The 21,452-nt window shown below is 34.6% G+C and carries 11 protein-coding genes; 4 read left to right on the top strand and 7 right to left on the bottom strand.

The window, feature by feature from the left end; translation table 11 throughout:
- The first annotated feature begins 93 nt into the window (after positions 1 to 93).
- Positions 94 to 2,880, top strand: a complete 2,787-nt coding sequence (gene leuS, locus EHC72_RS03350; RefSeq protein ID WP_131536087.1) for a leucine--tRNA ligase — start codon at positions 94 to 96, stop codon at positions 2,878 to 2,880.
- Positions 2,881 to 2,955: 75 nt separating this feature from the next.
- On the opposite strand, the gene EHC72_RS03345 is transcribed toward leuS, so the two are convergent.
- The 4 genes from EHC72_RS03345 to EHC72_RS03330 all read right to left on the bottom strand — a co-directional run bounded on the left by EHC72_RS03345 (position 2,956) and on the right by EHC72_RS03330 (position 8,141).
- Complete coding sequence (locus EHC72_RS03345) at positions 2,956 to 3,708, bottom strand: SDR family NAD(P)-dependent oxidoreductase (RefSeq protein ID WP_131536085.1); 753 nt, start codon at positions 3,706 to 3,708, stop codon at positions 2,956 to 2,958.
- 242 nt (positions 3,709 to 3,950) lie between these two features.
- Positions 3,951 to 5,246, bottom strand: coding sequence for a DEAD/DEAH box helicase (locus tag EHC72_RS03340; protein WP_131536083.1), 1,296 nt, complete (start codon positions 5,244 to 5,246; stop codon positions 3,951 to 3,953).
- 211 nt (positions 5,247 to 5,457) lie between these two features.
- Positions 5,458 to 6,792, bottom strand: coding sequence for an MFS transporter (locus EHC72_RS03335; RefSeq protein ID WP_131536081.1), 1,335 nt, complete (start codon positions 6,790 to 6,792; stop codon positions 5,458 to 5,460).
- Between the two features lie 8 nt (positions 6,793 to 6,800).
- Positions 6,801 to 8,141 (bottom strand): APC family permease, encoded by a 1,341-nt coding sequence (locus tag EHC72_RS03330; protein ID WP_131536079.1) that lies wholly within the window; start codon positions 8,139 to 8,141, stop codon positions 6,801 to 6,803.
- 270 nt (positions 8,142 to 8,411) lie between these two features.
- On the opposite strand from EHC72_RS03330, the gene EHC72_RS03325 reads away from it, so the two are divergent.
- From EHC72_RS03325 to EHC72_RS03315, 3 genes are all read left to right on the top strand, one after another.
- A complete protein-coding gene (locus EHC72_RS03325) occupies positions 8,412 to 10,280 on the top strand; it encodes a DNA topoisomerase IV subunit B (RefSeq protein ID WP_131536077.1) in 1,869 nt (622 codons plus the stop codon).
- An 81-nt stretch (positions 10,281 to 10,361) separates the two neighbouring features.
- On the top strand, positions 10,362 to 12,455 hold the full coding sequence (locus tag EHC72_RS03320) for an ATP-binding protein (protein WP_131536075.1): 2,094 nt from the start codon (positions 10,362 to 10,364) through the stop codon (positions 12,453 to 12,455).
- Between the two features lie 22 nt (positions 12,456 to 12,477).
- Positions 12,478 to 12,858, top strand: a complete 381-nt coding sequence (locus tag EHC72_RS03315; RefSeq protein WP_131536073.1) for a hypothetical protein — start codon at positions 12,478 to 12,480, stop codon at positions 12,856 to 12,858.
- A gap of 78 nt (positions 12,859 to 12,936) precedes the next feature.
- On the opposite strand, the gene EHC72_RS03310 is transcribed toward EHC72_RS03315, so the two are convergent.
- From EHC72_RS03310 to EHC72_RS03300, 3 genes are all read right to left on the bottom strand, one after another.
- Positions 12,937 to 13,953: a YihY/virulence factor BrkB family protein gene (locus EHC72_RS03310; protein WP_131536071.1), complete on the bottom strand. Its 1,017-nt coding sequence runs from the start codon at positions 13,951 to 13,953 to the stop codon at positions 12,937 to 12,939.
- Positions 13,954 to 14,090: 137 nt separating this feature from the next.
- Entirely contained in the window at positions 14,091 to 16,406 is a 2,316-nt protein-coding gene (gene tamL / locus EHC72_RS03305; protein ID WP_131536069.1) for a translocation and assembly module lipoprotein TamL, read from the bottom strand.
- Positions 16,390 to 21,381: a translocation/assembly module TamB domain-containing protein gene (locus EHC72_RS03300; protein ID WP_131536067.1), complete on the bottom strand. Its 4,992-nt coding sequence runs from the start codon at positions 21,379 to 21,381 to the stop codon at positions 16,390 to 16,392. Before EHC72_RS03300 ends, tamL begins: the two co-directional genes overlap by 17 nt.
- Between the last annotated feature and the right edge of the window lie 71 nt (positions 21,382 to 21,452).

Genomic DNA, 21,452 nt, shown 5'->3' with positions numbered 1-21,452 from the left:
ATCTGTACTTCATTGCCCGAAAATTATAAATTAATCTGTTTCCAAAACCCCTTAATTTGTGTAATTTCGCCATTTTAAAATCAGAGATTTGCAATGGATTATCAATTCAAAGAAATAGAACAAAAGTGGCAAAAGTTTTGGGCCGATAAACAAACGTTTAAAGCCGAAACTAATTCAACTAAACCTAAATATTATGTGTTGGATATGTTTCCTTATCCTTCAGGAGCAGGATTACACGTTGGTCACCCGCTTGGTTACATTGCATCAGATATTTTTTCGAGATACAAACGTTTAAAAGGTTTTAACGTTTTGCACCCAATGGGATACGATTCTTTTGGTTTGCCAGCAGAGCAATATGCCATACAAACTGGGCAGCACCCAGCAATTACCACCGAAGCAAACATTGCAACTTACCGTCGCCAGTTAGATCAAATTGGTTTTTCTTTTGATTGGAGCAGAGAAGTTCGCACCAGTGAGCCATCTTATTATAAATGGACGCAGTGGATTTTTATGCAACTGTTTAATTCATGGTATAATATAGAAACAGATAAAGCTGAAGACATTTCTACCTTAATCGAAAAATTCAACGCATCAGGTTCTGCCGATGTTAAAGCCGTATGTGATGAGGATACGAAATCATTTTTGCCAAGCGATTGGGCAACTTTTACAGATGAAGAAAGACAAGAAGAATTATTAAAATACCGCTTAACTTACCTTAGGGAGAGCACCGTAAACTGGTGTCCGGCTTTAGGAACAGTTTTAGCAAATGATGAAGTAAAGGATGGTTTTTCTGAGCGTGGTGGTTATCCGGTAGAGCAAAAGAAAATGATGCAGTGGAGCATGAGAATTACCGCTTATGCAGATCGTTTATTGCAAGGTTTGGATACGATAGATTGGCCTGAGCCGATTAAGGAAATGCAACGCAACTGGATTGGCAAAAGTGTGGGTGCCTCGGTTAAATTCCAGGTAGAAGGAAATGATAAACAAGTTGAAGTATTTACCACACGTGTGGATACTATTTTTGGTGTTTCTTATTTAGTATTGGCTCCAGAGCATGAATGGGTTGCAGAATTAACTACACCTGAACAAAAGCAGGATATTGAAAACTATATTACCCAAACGAAGAAGAAATCTGAATTGGATCGCATGGCTGATACCAAAACCGTTTCTGGTGCTTTTACAGGAACTTATGTAATTAACCCAGTAAGTGGTGAGCGTGTACAATTGTGGATTGCCGATTATGTTTTAGCTGGCTATGGAACGGGTGCCGTAATGGGCGTGCCAAGTGGCGATCAACGCGATTGGTTATTTGCTACGCATTTTAACCTTCCGATTGTACAGATTTTAGATGCACAAAAAGACATCGATCAACAAGCTGATTCTACTAAAGAAGGAAAATATATTAATTCGGGTTTTATTAATGGAATGACTTATAAGGAAGCCGTTTCATTTTTAAACAACTGGCTTGAAGAAAAGGGAGTGGGTAAAGCAAAGGTTAATTTCCGCCAGCGTGATGCCATTTTTGGTCGCCAGAGATATTGGGGTGAACCAATTCCAGTTTATTTCAAAAATGATTTACCTTATTTATTGAAAGAAGAAGAATTGCCATTGCTGCTTCCTGAAATTGATAAGTACTTACCAACTGAAACTGGCGAACCACCTTTGGCGAGAGCTGAAAATTGGGTGCCGAATGAGGGTGGTACTTACGAATTGAGTACTATGCCAGGTTGGGCAGGAAGTAGCTGGTATTGGTACCGTTATATGGATGCTAATAACGACAATGATTTTGCTTCAAAGGAATCTATTGAGTATTGGAAAGCAGTAGATTTATACATTGGAGGTTCTGAGCATGCAACAGGCCATTTATTGTACAGCCGTTTTTGGAATAAGTTTTTAAAAGATTTAGGTTACACCAAAGAAGAAGAGCCTTTTAAAAAGCTGATTAACCAAGGCATGATTCAAGGCAGAAGTAATTTTGTTTACAGAATTAACGATGCGGATGGAAAACCAACAAATACTTACGTTTCAGCAGGTTTAAGAAAAGAATATAAAACATCGGCATTGCATGTTGATGTGAATATTGTAGAGAACGATACTTTAGATTTAAATAAGTTTAAAGCCTGGAGAGAGGAGTATGCAAATGCAGAGTTTATTCTTGAAGGTGGTAAATATATTTGTGGTGTTGAGGTAGAGAAAATGTCTAAATCAAAATTCAATGTGGTTAACCCCGATGATTTGATTGAGCGTTACGGAGCGGATACTTTGCGGATGTACGAGATGTTTTTAGGTCCGTTGGAGCAAAGCAAGCCGTGGAATACCAATGGTATTGAAGGTGTATTTAAATTCTTGCGTAAATTTTGGCGTTTATTCCATAATGAAGAATGGGCTTTTCATGTAAATGATGCCGTTCCAACCAAAGCAGAGCTGAAATCATTGCATAAAATCATTAAAAAAGTGCAGGATGATATTGAGCGTTTCTCTTTCAATACATCGGTATCCAGCTTTATGATTGCGGTAAATGAATTAACTGATTTGAAATGCAAAAACCGTCAGATTTTGGAAGATATGGTGATTATTTTATCGCCTTATGCGCCGCACATTTGCGAAGAACTTTGGATTTTATTAGGCAACGAAGCCGGAACTTTATCTTATGCTAATTTCCCAACCTTTAATCCAGAATATTTGGTAGAAGATGAATTTGCTTATCCGGTATCGGTTAATGGTAAAATGAAAATGAACCTGAATTTGAGTTTAACCTTAGCTCAACCAGAAGTTGAAGCTATTTTATTAGCCAATGAGCAGTTCCAAAAGTTTTTAGATGGAAAAACACCAAAGAAAATCATTTTTGTTAAAGGAAAGATTATTAACGTAGTGATTTAAGAACGATTTATATTAATAGAAAACCGGATTACTTAATCAGTAATCCGGTTTTTTTATGATCACCGATTTGGAATTTTAAACAGCAAGATAACCACCATCAATGGCATAATAACTTCCTGTTACGAAAGAAGATTTATCGCTGGCGAGCCACAAACACAACTCTGCAACTTCCTCCGCTTCGCCTAAACGACCCATCGGATGTTTTGCCGCCAAAGCGGCGTATGCGTCTTTATCCATTGCTTCTAATAAAGGAGTTTTAATAAAACCAGGGCCAATCGCATTAACACGAATACCTTTTGTAGCATATTCTACAGCTGCATTTTGCGAAAGACCTACCACACCATGCTTAGCCGCTACATAGGCAGAACTATTTGGAAATGCAACCTGACCTAAAATGGAGGCGATGTTTATGATGGAACCTTTCTTAGAAGTTTTTTCGATCGCTGGTATTTGATAGCGTAAACCATAAAATACACCATTTAAGTTTACTTGAATAACTTTCTCCCATGATTCAATTGGATATTCACCAACTGGTGCGCTTGCACCCCCAATACCAGCATTGTTTACCGCTATATCAAGCTTTCCAAAGGTTTTTACGGCCTTATTTACACTAGCTTCCGAATCTTCTGCTTTACCACTATCAGCCTTGATAAAGATGGCTTCACCACCAGCTGATTCAATTTCTTTAACCACGCTATTTCCGTGCTCTTCGTTTACATCCGTTAATACAACTTTAGCTCCATTTTGGGCAAATAAAAGTGCAATGCTTTTTCCTATGCCAGAACCACTACCAGTAACTAGGGCAACTTTTCCTTCTAATGTTTTCATATTGTTATTAATTAAAAATGCCATAAACAGTGCGTTTATGTAACTAAATAACATTACTTGTCAAATTAAAGTTTCAGCTAATTGGATAAGTGACATGTATAAGACACGAATGATTTTAAAGAGGAAATCTCCTAAAAAAGAAACCCCGAATTGATTATCAATCCGGGGTTAAGCATTAAACTGAAATCATGTCAGTAAACTATATTATTCATATTCTGAAACAAGATCAGAATCATTAAAAATTAGTCTCTTTTTCTTCTGTTACCACCAAATTTGCGGTTATTACTTGCATTGCGTGGTTTGCCGCTCATGTTGCCATCGCCTCTTTTTGCACCACCACCACCTTTAGATTGGGCTTGCGGTTTACGCTTCACCTGGTTTTTAGCCATCATATTTTGCCAACTTAATGGGTAAGGATGATCTTCAACGATAGGAAGGGTTATTTTAATCAGCTTTTGAATATCCAATAAATACTCATTTTCTTCAGCATCACAAAATGAAATTGCAACTCCATTTGCACCAGCACGACCAGTACGGCCAATTCTGTGTACATAAGATTCGGGAATATTTGGCAATTCGTAATTGAAAACGTGAGATAATTGGTCAATATCAATACCACGTGCAGCAATATCCGTAGCGACTAAAACACGAATTTTTTTTTCTTTAAATTCGGTTAAAGCTCTTTGTCGAGCGTTTTGAGATTTATTGCCGTGAATAGCTGCAGCTTTAATCCCTGCAAAGCCTAAATCTTTAGCAATACGATCTGCACCATGTTTAGTACGGGTAAAAACTAAAGCAGTTTCAATGGTTTTATCGCCTAATAAATGGATTAATAATTTCTTTTTATCAGGTTTATCAACAAAATAGATCGATTGATTAATGGTTTCAGCTGTAGATGAAATTGGTGTAACTTCAACTTTAGTTGGGCTAGATAAAATTGTATTTGCCAACTTTTGAATTTCATCAGGCATTGTAGCCGAGAAAAATAAAGTTTGACGTTTAGCAGGAAGTTTTGCTACTACTTTTTTCACATCGTGAATAAAGCCCATATCCAACATTCTATCTGCTTCATCCAAAACAAAAAGCTCAATGGTATTTAAGCTAATAAATCCTTGGTTCATTAAATCTAATAAACGGCCAGGCGTTGCCACTAAAATATCAACACCTTTTCTAAGTGCTTCTACTTGCGAATGCTGGTTTACACCACCAAAAATTACCAAATGGCGTAAGTTTAAGTTGCGACCGTAAGCTTTAAAGCTTTCTTCAATTTGAATGGCAAGCTCACGTGTAGGCGTTAAAACCAAAGCTTTTATATTTTTTGATGCTTTGGTGTTAATGTGTTTTTCGTGCAATAACTGCAACATTGGAATGGCAAAGGCAGCCGTTTTACCAGTTCCGGTTTGTGCGCAACCAAGTAAATCTTTTCCTTTTAATATTGTAGGGATGGATTGCTCCTGTATAGGTGTAGGTTGTGTATAACCTTCGGTCTCAAGGGCCTTTAAAATTGGCTCAATGAGGTTTAATTCTTTGAATAACATGTATGTTTATGTGTAATATTTATCGAAGAAGCTAGAACAATCATTTGTTGAAGGACTAACTTGCGGATTGCTTTAAATGATAAAGAAATTCTGCTTCAGCGGCAAAGATACTAAAAATGTATGAGGAATATATAAAATGAGTAATGATGCTTTTTAAACCCCTAGTTAGCCTTGTTATTTAGTTTTATTGTTAAGGTTTAATTCAAAAATGCTAACGATCCTCCTTAAATCTGCTAAAAAATAACAGCGCAACCAAGCAAAGAGCAAAACCTACAATACCATTTAATCTTAGTCCAAAGTCGTTACCTGGGTCTTTACCATAAATTGTGAGCATGGCAAAAACGGCAATGCCGAGTGTTTGTCCTAATTTTACAAAAAGATATTTTACGGCAAAGAACATACCTTCGTGGTTTTCGCCACTTTCCAGTGTATCTCTTTGAGCAATATCAGCAAGAATTGCAGTTGGTAAAATTCCTAAGGCAGCAAGAGGAAAAGATGCTGAAATTACCAAAATGTATATTTGAGTATATGCGCCGAAAGGTAATTTTCCTAAGAAAAATATAGTTACAAAGATTAGGCACAACACTCCAAAAGCAATTAATACAAAAGGCTTTTTACCAATTTTTGCTGATCCAAAATTAACCAATGGATAAAAGAGTAGGGAAGCTAAAACCATGGCGCCCATAAATTTACCGCCTTCAGATTCTGGTAAACCTAATAACACGGTACAGAAGAATAATAACCCGCTGGAAATGATGCTTAATGCTGTGTAAAAGGCAAAATCAGAAATTAAGTAATATTTAAAATTACTATTTTTAAATGTGTTTTTTATGGCTGGCCAAAGCGGAATATGGGTTGGTTTTGCAACTGAAAAATCCTTTTCATTGATAAATATAATTGGAATCAGCATTACAATACCTGATAAAATGCATAAACCCCAAATGGCATATTGTATGGCTTCACTTCTATTGGCAACGTTAAAATTATGCTGAACCAAATCTGCAAAATTATTGGTGCAAGCAGATAAAATAATGCCCAATACAAAACCAATTTGCTGGTAGCTTGATAGTTTAACCTTTTGCTGTGGCGTATGTGTAACTTCTGCTAAAAGTGCGTTGTATGGGATAATATAAGTAGTAACTGAAATAAAAAAGAAACAAAGCGTAAACGTAAGCCACCAGGCATTATGCAGGCTTTCGGCCTTTTCAATCGGGTAAAAAACCAAGCTGCAGAAAATCATAGCGGGTAAAATTGCCCATTTCATAAAAGGCATTCGGCGACCGTTTTTATTGGTGCTGGCATCACTTTTAGAGGCAATAAAAGGGTCGAAAACGGCATCAACTAATCTGCCGGAAGCTGCGATGATAGAAAGAATATTAAATGCGCCCAATAAAACAAGCTGGGGTACCAAAGGTGGTAAACCCGCATTGCTTGGTGGTAAATAAAAATAAGGCAACATAACGATAATAATATTCGTCATGATGCTCCAGCCCATCATTCCGGCTGCGTAAGCTATTTCTTGTTTAAAGGAGAGCGTTTTGCCCATTATCTTCGCTAATTCTTTTTGTTAAATAATCGCGTTGCAAAATAAATCACAACCAACCCTATAAAAATATATAAACCATTTAATGCTGCATTTGGATCATCTGCATAAATACTAAAAGCTACAAAAGTATAGGCTGCAATAAAAATTATAGGCAATATAGGATATAATGGAACGGTATAGATTGTTTTTTTATCAAGATGAGCAGTTTTTTTACGTAAAATAAATATGGTAGCTGCCGAACTCGCCATGCTGATGCTTTCTAAAAAGATAGTATAGTTTAAAATTTTATCAAATGTTTTGGCGTAAAAGATAATAGCTATCGCTGCGGCAGTAAAAATGGTTAGACTTACAGTGATTACTTCTGTTTTTTTATTCATTTTACTGAATACTTTGGGTAAAGCACCTTCTTCGCCCATGGCATACATAGCCCTTGGATTGCTTAATAGATTAACATTTACATAACCCATTACCGAAAAGAAAATGATAATGGAAAATAAGGTAAAACCAGCAGGTCCAAAAATCTTTGAGGCCAATATTGCGGCAATACTTTCTGCAGATTTTAATTCTTCGAAACCAATTACTTGAACATATACATAATTTAAAGCCAAATAGAGGATCACTATAATGGTTAAGCCTATAATAATGGATCGCGGAATTACTCGTTTTGGTTCCTTTACCTCGCCTCCAAAATTTATAGTTTGTGCATAACCCGCAAATGAAAAAGAAACCGCAATTAAACATAAACCTAAAGCTTTTCCATAATCTGACCAACTTGGTGAGCTACCATTTAAAGTTTTAAATATTGGTGTAATGCTTTGTTGCTGACTAACGAAAAATATTGCACAAATTAATGTAAGCACCATTACAATTTTAATTATGGTAAGTACATTTTGCGTTTTGGAACTAGCTTTTAAACCTAAAAGATTAATTAAATAAAAAACTACAATAGTTGTTATAGCAATGGCTACCCGGTAAACATCAGTTTGCAATTGGGCAGGTAAAATAATTTTACTTAAATATTCTGCACCAATAATTGAAATTGCCGCAACGGATGCTGCACTGGATATAATAGCAATACAATTAATAGCAAAAGCAATAGATGGATGGTAGCCAACGGAGAAAATTTTATAATAACCACCCGTTACAGGGTAGCGAGAACCAATTTCTGCATAAGTTAATGCACCACAAAAGGCTACAAACCCGCCAATAACCCAAGCTAAATAAAAAAGCTCAGGAATTTGAGCCTTTGCAGCCACGTTTACTGGCGTTCTAAAAATACCCATACCAATAACGAGACTCACCACAATCATGGAAAGATCGAATAGCGAAAGTTGTTTTTTTTGTTGCATTAAGTTAGATTAATCCTTGAAGTTTCTCAAGATACAGCTAAATGTGTATTTGTTGAAATTTTATAGTTGATAGCAACGTAGATTAAGTTAAATTTGTATAATAATTTTAGCTGATTAGAAATGTAAAGTGTAAAATTTTGCAAATCTGAAAAGAAAATTATCCCTAAATCACATCATGTTAAAGTTTATTCCGATCCGACATCCCTCGGAACTGGAGTTTTATGATTAAAATGAAAGAGCTTCTTTAGCTTGATGGTAAATAAAATATTTATGGCAGAAGTAGTATATAACGACGATAGTATCCGATCTCTGGACTGGAAAGAGCATATTAGGCTTAGGCCCGGTATGTACATTGGTAAACTGGGCGATGGATCAGCACAGGACGATGGTATTTACGTTTTGTTAAAAGAAATTGTAGATAACTCTATTGATGAGTTTGTAATGGGTACAGGTAAAACTATCGAAATTACTGTTTCAGAACAAAAGGTAAATATTCGTGATTACGGTCGTGGAATCCCTTTGGGGAAAGTTATTGATTGCGTAAGTAAAATAAATACTGGCGGTAAATACGATAGTAATGCCTTTCAAAAATCTGTAGGTTTAAATGGGGTAGGTACGAAAGCCGTAAATGCACTTTCTACCAGTTTTACAGTTCAATCTTATCGTGATGGTAAAACTAAAAAGGTAGAATTTTCAAAAGGAGAAATTGTAAACGAACAACCTATTATAGATACCACTCAACGCAATGGTACCGCCATTACGTTTTATCCTGATGAAAGCATTTTTAGAAACTACCATTACATTCCTGATTTTGTGGAAAGTATGGTTTGGAACTACGTTTTTTTAAATACAGGATTAACGGTAAATTTCAACAATCAAAAGTATTTTTCAGAAAGAGGTCTATACGATTTACTTTCTAAATTTAATAAGCCCGAAGAAATTCGTTATCCAATTATTCATATGATTGGTAATGATATTGAAATTGCAATGACTCATGGTCAGCAATATGGCGAAGATTACCATTCTTTTGTAAACGGACAGCATACTACACAGGGTGGAACACACCAGGCGGCTTTTAGGGCAGCTGTGGTTAAAACGGTACGTGAATTTTTCAAAAAAGAATTTGATGCTGCCGATGTGCGTTCATCAATTATTGCGGCAATTTCTGTACGTGTGCAAGAGCCTGTATTCGAATCTCAAACCAAAACTAAACTGGGTTCTCAAAACATGGGACCAGAAGGACCTTCGGTTGCAACTTTTATTAACGATTTTGTTAAAAAGGAACTTGATGATTACTTGCATAAACATACAGATGTTGCGGATGCTTTATTGAAAAGAATTATCCAATCTGAAAGGGAACGTAAAGACATTGCCGGCATAAAAAAACTGGCTAACGATAGAGCCAAAAAAGCATCACTGCACAATAAAAAGCTTCGTGATTGTAAGGTTCATTTTAATACTACGCATGAAAAGCGTTATGAAACTACACTTTTTATTACCGAGGGAGATTCTGCTTCTGGATCAATTACCAAATCTAGAGATGTAGACTGTCAAGCTGTATTTAGTTTAAAAGGGAAACCTTTAAATTGTTATGAACTGACGAAAAAGGTGGTTTATGAAAATGAAGAATTTAACCTTTTACAACACGCTTTAAACATTGAAGATGGTTTAGAAGGTCTTCATTACAACAATATTGTAATTGCAACAGATGCCGATGTAGATGGTATGCACATTCGTTTGTTAATGATGACATTTTTCCTTCAGTTTTTTCCTGATTTAGTTAAAGCCGGACACGTTTACATTTTGCAAACCCCTTTGTTCCGTGTTCGTAATAAAAAGGAAACCATTTACTGTTACAGTGATGAAGAACGTAGAAATGCAATTGAAAAGTTGGGGAATAAGCCGGAAATCACTAGATTTAAAGGGCTTGGTGAAATTTCTCCAGATGAATTTGGTTTGTTTATCGGAAAAGATATTAGACTAGATCCTGTGATATTAAAAGATCAAACGATTAAAAAACTTTTAGAATATTACATGGGTAAAAATACACCCGATAGGCAACAGCATATCATCAGAAACTTGAGAATAGAAAAGGATGAAGTGCAGGAAGAACCCAAAATAATTGAAGACGTGGCTTAATCCATAAAAATAATACGCTTTAAAATTAACGCATTGAAACCTAGAAGAAGCTCCACTGCAAAATATCTAATCCTCGTATGCTTGATCCTCGCGATTTTTGGAATTACGATTGGGTTGTTTGTCAATTTTTCTAAAATTCCACTATTAAAATCTGTTAATAAAATTGTACAGGTTCAAAAGGATTTTACAAAGTTGGATAGCTGTATTTTTAAGCTTTATAATGCTGAGAATAGCTTTAGAATGTATGTTGTTAATGGTGAAAAAATCTATTATGATTTATTTACCAGTGAAATTAAGGAGGTTTCTTCGTTGATGGATACCATTGAGAAGGAAAATCAAAATGAAGGTTTATTGGCTTCAGAGTCTTTTGATAATCTAATTAAGCAAAAGAGAGAACGAACAGCCCAGTTTATTAACTTAAAAAGATTATCTGATAGTTTAATTAACTTTTCTGTTAATGCAGAAAATAAAGTAAGTGAATTAAAACCTAATAATAAGCTTTTTACAGCAAAGCAGTTTAAAAGTATTGTAAAAATAGATACGTTAAAACCTGGTATAGTTGCGCAACCAAGGAAAAAGTTTTTTGGAAGATTAAAGGCTGCCATTCTTAATAAAGGAACCAAAGGTACAGATAGTTCGAAATCTACAATCGTTAAAACAACAGTATCAGTTGATACCTCTTCGGTAAGTTTAGCTTACAATAAATTACAGCTTAAAGCCATTAATGATTACTATTTGAGGCTTTACAGCACTAATAAAAAACTAAAGGATAAGGAGCGAGCGCTTTTAGATCTTAACCATTTATTGATTACCAATATTGTTGATGGATTAAAACAATATAAGCTTAAAGAAAAAGATTATTACTCATCTGTACAACATCTTATTAATACATCCGCGTTTGATACGGTTGAGAATCTCGACCACTTTACAATGATTTTATTGGCTTTTGCCGTAGGCTTGTTACTCTTCGTTTTTTATATGATTTATAATTTCTATAGAAATGAAAAGGCGCTGATTGATTATAGCAATAAAGCCTCACTTTATGCATTATCTAAAAGCCGCTTTTTAGCTAATATGAGTCACGAAATCCGGACGCCTTTAAATTCTATCGTTGGTTTTTCAGAGCAGCTGAGTCAAGTAAATTTAGAACCGCAACAAAGAGAGCAAGTTGGAGCAATAAGAAATTCTTCGGTAATGCTTTTAGATGTAGTTAATGATATTTTAGATTTTTCTAAATATGAAACGGGTAAGGTTACTTTAGAAAATGTTCCTTTTTCACCTAAAGTAGCTATACAAGATGTTTTCGATAGCATGAAAATTCAGGCGATGAAGAAGAAGATTGGTTTCGAAATTAACATGCCTATTGAAGAAGACTTATTTATCCTTGGAGATCCGCTTCGTTTAAAACAAGTGGTAATGAACCTTTTGAGTAACGGAATAAAGTTTACAAATAAAGGCAACGTTACATTAACGGCAAATTTAATTAAGAACCAGGATCAATCAGCATTATTAAAAATCAGCATTGCAGATACCGGTTTGGGTATAAATCCTACGGATCAGAAAATAATTTTTGATGAGTTTGCGCAGGTTTATTATTCATCAACAAAAGAGAAACAACAAGGAACTGGCTTAGGTTTGGCTATTTGTAAAAAGATTGTGGAGCTGCAAGGTGGTACTATAGAAGTAAATAGTGAAGAAGGTAAGGGTTCTACATTTTCTTTTGAGTTGCCTTATAAAATTACTGAGAAACCAAAAAATCTTGAGCTTATTGATCCTCAATTGGATTCTGAGACTAATTTACTGGTTGGCAAACGTGTGTTATTAGCAGATGATAATATGCTGAATATTTTATTGGCAAGTACTATTCTTAAAAAATATCATGTTGTGTTTGATGCCGCCTATAACGGAAAAGAAGCACTTGAGCTATTTAATGAGAATATTTACGATATTATATTAACAGATATACAAATGCCAGAAATGGGTGGTATTGAGCTTACCCACAAAATTAGAAACTGTGGCGATGCCAAGAAACAAGCCGTTCCAATTTTAGGTGTTACAGCCAATGTAATGCAAGAAGATCGTAAAAAGTACATTGCATCTGGTATGAACGATCTTGTATTGAAACCGTTTTTAGAGCAAGAACTCCTTTCTAAAATGATTCAATTTTTAAAGTAAGTAAATTAACAAGCATAAAATAATGACGAAGATTTTCTTTTTGTTTATTTTTTTAATAGCAGGCATTGCAGGCAAAGCCCAAACTTATGCACCGGTTACCAGCAAGAATAAAACCTTTTTGCAAACAGTACAGGGAATAAGTTACACCTATAAAAATGGAATAATATACGTTAAAAATAATAGTAAATATGCAATTGGTACATTAAGTATTTCTGCATCTTCTAAAACAGATTCTACTTTATTTGGTATTGTTTTATTTGATGAAGGTTTAGGAAAAACGGACCAACAAAAAGTTTATTTTTCGAGAGGGTTAGGTAAAGAGGAGAAGGAAATCCCATTAAAAGAAATTGATGAAAAGAATTTAGTGTTTAGTATTGATAGGGCTAGTAGAGCTGGAAACTAAATCAATATTGCTAAGGGAATATAAAAAAAGAAAGGTATGAATTAACCAATTCATACCTTTCTTTTTGTCTTTATATTTCTATTTTGATTCATCTATCTTAGTTTCTTCCGGATGCTGCGGTGGCAATACATCAACTTTTTTCTCAATAACTGTAATTTGGGTATGTACAGCATACTTGCTTGGTGTTATTCCGCCATCATATTTTTCGGCATAAGCCTGTGTAAATTCGGCACCAAAATATAAAATAATTGAAGTATAATAAATCCAAAGTAAGATTACAATAATGGAGCTTGCTGCTCCAAAAGCTGACCCTGGGTTGCCCTTTTCTATATAAATGCCTATTACGTATTTACCTAAACTAAATAGGAGAGCTGTAAATAAAGCACCAATAATGGCAGATTTCCATTTTATGTTTACATCAGGTAATACCTTGAAAATAATAGCAAAAACAGATGTAACGGCAGCAATAGTTATTACGTTATTCAAAATATAAATCAGTAGCGCCATTGTATCATTTGCCACAGGAATTACATCATCTATTTTGCTTTCTGATAGGAGGGAAGCGAGTTTTGAACCCAAGCCAACTACCACACTATTAACAACAAGGGATACCAAAAGGAGGAAACCCATAGATACGACCAATGAAAAAGATAGCAGGCGGTTGGAGAGCATTTTTAACCAACCTTTTTTAGGTACAGCCTTTACTTTCCAAATCAGATTTATACTGTCTTGAATTTCTATAAAAATAGCCGTAGCACCAACCACTAATGTTGCAATACCAATAATTAAACCAATTGTAGATTGACCTGATTTGTTTGCATGCTCTACGAAACCCTGTATTTGTGCGGCAGCTTTATCGCCAACCATTTCTGTAACCTCAACAAAAAACTTATCCTTGGTTTGCATTTTATCACCAAAGAAAAGCGTTGCCGCCGCCAGTACAATAATTATTAATGGTGTAAGCGAAAATATGGTGTAATAAGCAAGTGCAGCACTTAACTTGGTTACTCTATCTTCTATAAAACCTTTTCCTGCTGCAACAAATAAATGATAAAGTGCAATAAAGAAATGTTTTATTTTAAGTATTAATTTCATTCTAATTTTGTTTGGTTAAGCATTTAATGTAATTATCACTTTAGGATATAAAAGGTGTAATTATTTTCCTTTAATGTAAATTACCATCATGTTAAAATAAAATTCAGCATAATGTGAGGTGCTCATTTTTTATTCGCTTAAAATGGATATCCAATACCGATGTTATAAATTAAGTTCTCTTTACGCCAACCCTTATCTCCAAAAGAAACCTGATCAATTACCCAACGTTGCCCTTCAGGTAAATATGGTTTTCTAATTGGGAATGCAACATCCAATCTAATTACAAAAATTGTTGCATCAACACGAAGTCCTGCACCAGTACCTACAGCGAGTTCGCTTAGTGCATTTTTTAATTTGAAACCAGAACCTGGTCTGCCTAAATTATTTGTTCCAGGAACCCCTATATCTTCTTTTCTTAACCAGATATTACCTGCATCAGCAAATACAGCACCATATAAAATGCTTACCAGCTTAAATCTCAATTCTGAATTTAGCATCAGTTTTATATCTCCACCTTGATCGGCAAATGTTGCATTGTCTGGTACTTTATAAGTTCCTGGCCCTAAAGTTCTCGCCGGAAAGGCCCTAATGTCGTTACTTCCGCCTGCAAAAAACTGCCTAACAAACGGTAATGATGAGCTGTTGCCGTATGCATAACCATAACCTAGGTTTAAGCGGTTTGCCCAAATTAAATTTCTATTTATTTTATAATAATCTCTTAAATCAGCCTCTAATCTTACAAATTGAGTTAATGGTACATTAAAAATCGACCGTTGGCCTTCCTCATCTTTTGGCACAAATAAGCCCCAAACATTACCGCCAGTTTCTATGCTACCATTAAAATAGGTATTGTTGCGGCGTTTATCCTCCATTTGGTTGGTATAAGTAAAGTTGTAATTACTACCAATAATAAACTGTTTTTCGAGTGTGTTTCTTAAAAGTGGGTTTGCAGCATAAAGACTTTCTTCTATATCTTTAGATGGAAAACCAGGTTTTACAAAGTTTACAGATATTGGATTAAAAGTATGTTCCTTGTATAAATTCTCTTTAAAATTGTATCCGAATTCACCTTTGAAAGCACTTAAATTGTATTCAGAACCACGACTAAGTCTTTGATATGATAAAGAAGCAATTGTTTTTGGAATAAAGGCATTAGTGCTGTTTGGTTTGTAAAATGGAACAATAAACCTCGGGAAGGTTAATTTTCCTTCAGCCGTAAATGAATAAGAATTTTTTCCTTGTGAGGTTCCTTTTACCTGCGTTTCAAAACCACCACTTACACTTACATCCAGTTGTTCTGCACCGCGAAATAAGTTTCTGGTGGTTTGCGTAACCTTAACCTCAGAACCTACAAAGTTGTTGGATTTGCTGGTTCCTGTTACCGAAAATGATAAAGAGTTTTTCTTTAATGGAGTTAGATAAATATTAAGTTGCAGCTGATTATTTTTAAAGCTATCCACTGGTAAAAATTCTGCTCTAACATCCTGAAAGGCTCCAATATTAACCATCCTATTTAAAGATTGATTATGGTCTTTTCTATTGTATAATTCGCCTTTTTGAAAGAAAACTAAACGATCAAATAAACGCGGCTTGAAGGTGTTTTTATTATCATAAATTTCAAAATCCTTATATTCTAAAGGTTTTAATCTACGCAATACGCTGTCTCTTCTTAATGAGTAATTAGGGAAAATGTTAATATCTTTAATGGTATATGGCTTTAAACCAGCATCGGGAGCAATATCTTTTACTTTAAGCGTTATATTAACCAAATCCTTACCTATTGTGCTATCAACCTGCAAAATCAAATAATCAGGACTGAAATAGAAATATCCATTTTCTTTTAAGTCATTATCAATCCGGATACGTTCATTTTTATAAGTTTCCAAATCATAATAATTTCCAATTTTTAAAAGCGTTTTATCCTTATTGGCATTAATAATTTTAGTCATATTGCCAGTATCCTTCGGGAAAGTAATTTTATTGATTTTATACCTCGCCCCAGTATTTGCAGTATAAATGGCTTTACCTTTTTTATCTTTAATAACTGTATCTCCAGTTACCACCGATTGGAGGTAGCCCTTGCTGGTTAAATAACTCTTTAAAACATCGTTGTTGTATCTCAACTTAACATCGCTCATTAAAACTGGCGGCTCGCCTTTTCTCCTTAGCCAGCTTTTAAAGCCTTTTGGTTTTGTAGGTTCACCTGCTAAATTATATATCGCTAATTTATATTTAATGCCCAGAAATGATGCATTTGGTCGCGGTCTTGTTTTGCTTTCAAGATCTTTTTTAACCTGCTTTTGATCGTTGATTCTCACTGAAGAATCAGGGTTAATTTTTACCTCAGCCCCGGTATATAAAGCCTGACCAGGTTTTAACGATTTTGTACTACTACACCCAGCCCAAACTAAACAAGCCAGTATAAATAGGGAAGGTTTAGTTAGTTGTTTCATTTTGCGTTTTCTGTTCAATGTTACGGTTTCTTCTTATTCTCTTTTTCTGAAAAATTTCTCTGAATTTATTGTAATCTACAACCAAAGTAAATCCAAGGCCGGTTTCTATAATTTGCCCCTCAATAATTCCTTCATTTTGATTTCGTCTATATGCACGTAAGCGGTATCTTCCATCTGAAGAAAGTGCATATTCTACGTTTACATTACCTGCAATATTGGTTGCGTTTTGTCCGGGTGCCTGTGGTCCTTCCAATCCGAAAGAACTTCCAACGGTTACTGTTAACCTATCGTTTAATAATTTTTTAGATAAGCCCACTTCCAAATCAGTTTTCTGTTGTAATGAACCTGTAGAATAATCTTCCGATGAATTTACACCGAAATTAATATCAACGCCTTGAATTAAATCAGAAGCTAAATTATTTAATTGCTCTGTTAAAAGTTGACTTACACTGGAGCGTGCCAATGTAGATAAGCCGCCACCGCCACCTGCTAAACTTTGGAAAGGATTGCTTGCTATAAATCTGTTTAAGGCAAGCAGAGCGAAAACCTGTTTATTCAACTCGCTTTCATCGCGATTTACGTTAATCAATTTGGTGTAAACAATGCCGCCCAAAGCATTTCTTTCATTTTCAGGCAAATCCAGTTTAAATGAAATAATTGGTTTCAGCAATTCGCCCTTCATCATCAGGTACACCTGAAAAGGCAATTTGGTTTTTGCCTGATAGTTATCGGGTTCATTAATTAAATCAATTGGAGCAGCATTAACCTCATACAAGGCTGTTAAATTTACATTTGCAGCAGTAGGCTCGCCAGTCCAAATGATGGTACTACCTTTAACCAATTTAAAATCTTTTTTTACAACCGCTACGGTTAAATTGTAAGAACCATCTACAATTTCATAACGACCGGTTAAGCTAATTTTTCCACTAGGATCTATCGTAGCATTTAAGTTTGCATCACCTTTAACTTTTAATGCATCTCCGTTAACAGGATCAACCACAACATTTAATTCTGCTTCAGGATCAATAGTAATTGCTGCAACCAAGTTTAATCCTTTAATTGGAGATTTACTAATGCTATCCACTTTTAAAGCTTTTTGCCCGTTAAATGGAGGTGCATCTGCGTCAATAAACTGAACAATACCCTCTTGGTTAATAATAGAAGGATCATCTGCAGGCAAAGCGAAGAAAAATTTCGTTCCCTTTTCTACATTAATGGTCATGTTTACATCTGGTTGGTTTAAATCTCCTCTAACTTTAATGTTACTGGTTAGGAAAACCGTTCCATAAATCATTTCATTATCAGCGGCTGTCGAATTTAAAGCCCTAAATCTATTGGTTTTAATGTCCAATCCGAATCTATAATTTCTAAAATCCGTTGTATAAATCTTACCATTAATTGTCGCTTTTTGATTTAATGAATCGATTAAAGTAAAGTTGTTGAAACTGATTCCCTCATTAGTAAAAGAAATTTTTTCATTCGGCATACGGAAGTAAGAATTAACATAAGCCACATTTATACCCGCATTATTAAAGGTTAAATCGCCCAATACCTTTGGCGCCGTTAAAGCTCCTTTAACACTCAGCTGACCTGTAATTGTTCCTGTACCATTTTTTAATTGGCCTTGCGATAAACTTTCAATATTTTTTAGTTCTATTTTATCAATATTAACCGTTAAATCAAGCGCACCTTCTGGGGCGGTATAGTAAAAACCATTAGCCCTTAATTCGTGCACACCGCTTAGAGCCACATTAACTTCAAAAGCATTTGAAGTATTATTGTTTACGGCAACCCTTAAAGTTCCCAATTGATCTTTTTGGTAACGAAGTTGATCTATGGTTAAGTTGGCTTCAAACTTTGGGTTGCTAGCTAAATCTTTAACATTAGCAGTTCCATTTAAGCGGCCACCAACAAGCGTAGTGTCGGTTTCAGCAAATTTAGTAAGAGTTTCTAACTGGAAATCTTTAAAAGCGACATTTAAAGGCGCATTTGGCTGTGTTGGATTGCTGTTAACAGATAACGACTGACCGCTATTACTAATTTCAAACTGATTAACCAAGATTCCGGATTGACCAAACTGAATGTAGTTTTCTGGAGCTACAACCCATTTCTGATAATCCAATAAAAGTTTTTGAGGATCTAAACTAAAACGGAAATCTTTATTAATGGATTGGAAATTACCACCAATGGTATATTTGTTTTTAAGCTTACTATCACGAAGAAATATGTTAACACCAAGATTATTGTTGGCTGCATCGCCACTTATTTCCGTATTGTAAAGCTGTATAGATGGGCTTTGCAAGCTTTTAACCGTTAAGGCGTAATCAATTTTATTGCTATTGTTGTTGATGTTTAAACGGGTGCTATCTACTTTATAATCGCCGTAAACTACACCAGGAAAATTTCCTCTTACCAATAAACTATCCTTCTGCGTATCAATTAAACCATAAAATTGCGAAGGCTTAAATACTGTAAGTTGAGGTACAAAACTTTTTAGCAACTTAGAATCGTAAACCTGAACAAAAAAACGGAAACGCTGATCTGGAATTTTCGTTACCTCACCAAAAGCATAATATTTATTAATTTGGTTTATAACAGCACTTCCAAGTTTGGTAAGTTGATATTTACCATCAACTTTTGCTGATAAAATTTCAGATTTTAAGCTTAATTCACTTTCTGTAGCCGTTGTTTTAGCTTTAACTAAAATAGTATCTACATTAATTCTTTGTTGATCTTTAACCACCTGTAAGCCTGTAATATCAACTGTTCCATTCAGGTAATCGGCATCAGCGGTAGCTAAATCTACCTTAACCAAGCCTGCAGCACTTAAAACACCAGGTGTAAAGTTTAGCGCTTTAAGGTTAACTTCTTTTAAATTTAAATTTGCTTTAACCGCAGGATACTTACCACCCATATTAACTTTTGCATCCAAGGTAAAGTTAGCATTGCTATCAGGCATGCTGCTTTTAATATTAATATTCTGGTTGCTGTAATTTCCGGCTAAGCTTAAATTACGGTATGTATATTTATTGTAGTAAGCACTTAAAACCTTGGCATTAAATTTTGCATCAATTTTTTTCGGATCAAGTCCTTTTCCTGTCACATCAGCCTTTACCGAAATACGACCTAATTTAGGTTGCATTTTTAAAAGTTTGCCAACATTAAAATTATTCAAATCTACATTAGCTTTATAACTTTCCTTTCCCTTCGGCCCATTCATTTGCGCAACTAAAATAGCCCCTCCCATATCTGTTTGCACATTTAGGTTGGTTTTAAAATCAGTCATTGAGCCTTTAAAATTACCTCTAGCATTAATAATATTTGGTAAATCCAAGTTTGATGGCAACGATTTTTTAGGTACTACAACCAAAATATCACTCTTGGTTAAATAAAGTTTTTTAATATTTAAATCTAAAATGGTTTTCTTAATATCGGGTAAGCCCTTTGCCGTTCCGCTAATATCTATTTGAGTGCTTTTTAAACCGCTAATTTGTAATTTAGGGATACTCAGGTTATTTAGGTAACCATAAACATCCGCGTTTACCTTAATTTTTTCATTGCGGTAATTAGCCGGAATTGCATCGCTAAAGAAACCAGCATCCTTTAAGCCAATTGTAGTATTTTTAAAATTCAGACTAAGCTTTACTTTTTCAGGATGTTTAGTTAAATCATCCATAGATGTAAAGTTCAATTCAGTCGCGTTTTCAATTGTTGTATTTGGTGTTTTTAAAACAAAATCATTCAGTTTAATTTGTTTATCATTATAAACTGCAAGGCCTTTTAAATCACTCAAAATAAAACCACTTTTCTCTTTTAAGGCTCCACTTTTTACATTAGCTTTTATGCCTGCGGCACTATAACTAATATCACTTGCACCTAAATTTAAGTCATTAATTTTTAAATGGTTAAAATCCATTCCTTTGGCAGCAGGTTTAGCACCTAAATTATCAAACTGGATATTATTATCAGCCAGGGTAATGTTTTTGATTAATAAAGCCAATGGCGATTTTTCTACCACAACGGTATCTTTAACTTTCTTCAAATCGTTGCTTGGCGCAGGTTTAAATGCAAAAAGAATATTGGATTTATTCAGTTTTGCATCATCAACATTGTACTTGCTATTAGTTAAATCAACTTTTAAGTTAACTAAACCCAATTCGTTTATATCAGCAACTGCCTTTGTTGTAGAAAGTTGATCGTTGTAATTAACTTTAACATTACTGAAGATAAAATCCTGAACTTCAATTAATGGTAGTTTACCCTGTTCTTTTTTACTACTATCAACACTATTGGTTATATGTTGCACCAATTGCGTTAAAGGTTTTTGTTGTAGATAACTTAAATTGGTGTTTTTTAAACTCAGCTGTTTAATAACATAATGCTGGTTGGCAAGGTCGAAATCTTTTATTCTGGTTTTAAATTCTCCGAGGTGAAGTTTTACATCATTTCCGGCAACATCATCTCTATAAGTGATGCCAATATCTTCAAATGAAACCTTATCAATAGAGAATTTGAGGGTGGAAGTGGTATCCTTATTTACTTTTTCTTCAGGTTTTTTTTGTTCGCTCATAAAAGCATCCACTAAAAAAGAAAAGTTAAAAGTAGTATCAGGATTAATCCTTTTAACATTGGCACGTATGTTTTTTAGCTCAATATCATTAATCTCAACCGTGTTTTTTAGCAACTTAAATAAACTAATATCAACCGCTAATTTTTCAGCATAAAGTAAAGTATCGCCCTTTCTATCTTCAATATAAAACTTATTTAAAACAACATCCTTAGGCAAAGCAATTTTAATGCTTTCTAAACTTACCTCAGTTTTAGTCTTGTTTTTTAGATAGTTAATGGCTTTTCCCTTTACAAAATTTTGTACCGCAGGGATATTTAACGACAATGCTAGCGCTACCACCAAAATAATGATGCTACCGACTGTCCAAAGTAAAATTTTTAAACTTTTACGTACGTATTTATTCAAAGCTAAGCGTGTTTGGTTCTTACTAAAAGCTAAAATTATGCCACGTAAATTAATTTATGGCACGTTTTGTT

Origin of the sequence: Pedobacter nototheniae (assembly GCF_004335085.1) — a bacterium.
In the GTDB taxonomy this organism is placed as follows: Bacteria; Bacteroidota; Bacteroidia; order Sphingobacteriales; family Sphingobacteriaceae; genus Pedobacter; species Pedobacter nototheniae.
Note: the sequence above shows the minus strand (reverse complement) of the source record. Positions and strands in the feature narration are given on the sequence as shown.

Bases quoted from the DNA above. Each gene is read 5' to 3' on its own strand.
- tamL (WP_131536069.1), bottom strand. From the start codon at position 16,406: ATGAAACAACTAACTAAACCTTCCCTATTTATACTGGCTTGTTTAGTT.
- EHC72_RS03330 (WP_131536079.1), bottom strand. From the start codon at position 8,141: ATGCAACAAAAAAAACAACTTTCGCTATTCGATCTTTCCATGATTGTG.
- EHC72_RS03315 (WP_131536073.1), top strand. From the start codon at position 12,478: ATGACGAAGATTTTCTTTTTGTTTATTTTTTTAATAGCAGGCATTGCA.
- EHC72_RS03340 (WP_131536083.1), bottom strand. From the start codon at position 5,246: ATGTTATTCAAAGAATTAAACCTCATTGAGCCAATTTTAAAGGCCCTT.
- EHC72_RS03335 (WP_131536081.1), bottom strand. From the start codon at position 6,792: ATGGGCAAAACGCTCTCCTTTAAACAAGAAATAGCTTACGCAGCCGGA.
- EHC72_RS03345 (WP_131536085.1), bottom strand. From the start codon at position 3,708: ATGAAAACATTAGAAGGAAAAGTTGCCCTAGTTACTGGTAGTGGTTCT.
- leuS (WP_131536087.1), top strand. From the start codon at position 94: ATGGATTATCAATTCAAAGAAATAGAACAAAAGTGGCAAAAGTTTTGG.
- EHC72_RS03310 (WP_131536071.1), bottom strand. From the start codon at position 13,953: ATGAAATTAATACTTAAAATAAAACATTTCTTTATTGCACTTTATCAT.
- EHC72_RS03325 (WP_131536077.1), top strand. From the start codon at position 8,412: ATGGCAGAAGTAGTATATAACGACGATAGTATCCGATCTCTGGACTGG.